The organism is Exiguobacterium sp. A1_3_1, from assembly GCF_048985645.1.
Lineage (GTDB): Bacteria > Bacillota > Bacilli > Exiguobacteriales > Exiguobacteriaceae > Exiguobacterium_A > Exiguobacterium_A indicum.
In genome coordinates this window covers 1-918 of sequence record NZ_WBYY01000321.1, presented here as the reverse complement: position 1 = coordinate 918, position 918 = coordinate 1, and the positions used below count along the sequence as shown (strand labels likewise).

The 918-nt window shown below is 44.6% G+C and carries 2 protein-coding genes; both read right to left on the bottom strand.

Translation table 11 applies throughout. From position 1 onward, the window contains the following. A partial coding sequence (locus F8N00_RS18120) for a hypothetical protein (protein ID WP_421018765.1) occupies positions 1-603 on the bottom strand: 603 nt, incomplete at its 3' end. A 105-nt stretch (positions 604-708) separates the two neighbouring features. After that, positions 709-873: a hypothetical protein gene (locus tag F8N00_RS18115; protein ID WP_421018764.1), complete on the bottom strand. Its 165-nt coding sequence runs from the start codon at positions 871-873 to the stop codon at positions 709-711. Positions 874-918: the final 45 nt, after the last annotated feature.

The window sequence follows — 918 nt, the reverse complement described above, 5'->3', positions numbered from 1 at the left end:
ATAGTCAACCTTGACTGTCATGTGTTGAAGGATCTTTTGTTCGCGCAACGACTTTGCCCATGCTGTGACCTGCGCTTTATCCTGTTCGTGTCGCTTGCGTGGAACGTCCACTAAGAGCGTCGGAGCGACTTCCTTCCGTAAATAAGCCTTTGAATCAAAACGCGCGTCACCTAGCTGCTGTATTTTATCGTTGTCATAAAGTACGGTCACGCTCAATTGATGGTTCAGTTGTTCGAGAGTCGGCGACGGGATCCGTCGCTCTAACCGATCTTCCCAAAGTGACGCATGATACGAGTCAACGAACCTCCCCGACTCCTCTTGTTGATAGACGAAAAACTCAGTATTCGTTTTTTTATCAACAGCTTGTGCCGCATAGTCAAATGAAAAATTCCCCATACTATCGTAAACACTACCGGTCACTCGTGCTTCATTTAAATACTTTTGCTTTTCTAAATAAACCTTGGCTTCGTTTTTTATTTTCGCTTCTTCTGCTGCGTCTGGCTTCGTACTTTGCCAAAAGGAAAAAACTAGTATGACAATGCCGCATCCGATGACTCCGATTAGACTGAATAACAGGATGGTCAAACGTTTCATAAGCTTCATGAATACTCCCCCTCTTTTTCAATACCAATTTTTTACACTTTTGATTTTATCACAAAAAAGAGTAGCGGACGACGTCCACTACTCAAGTATTGTTGATTGGATTGCTTACTGGATAACAGCGTGAACGAGCGGGCGTTCTGCCGGTTTCGTTTCACTGATATGGTACGCGTGATCCATTTTTTCGATTGCTTGATCGAGTGTTTCTTTGTTTGAACGAAGTGTTGCGATGACATCGCCGACTTCGACACGGTCGCCGACTTTCTTGTGCAACGTAACGCCTGTCTCTTATACACATCTCCGAGCCCACGAGACTAA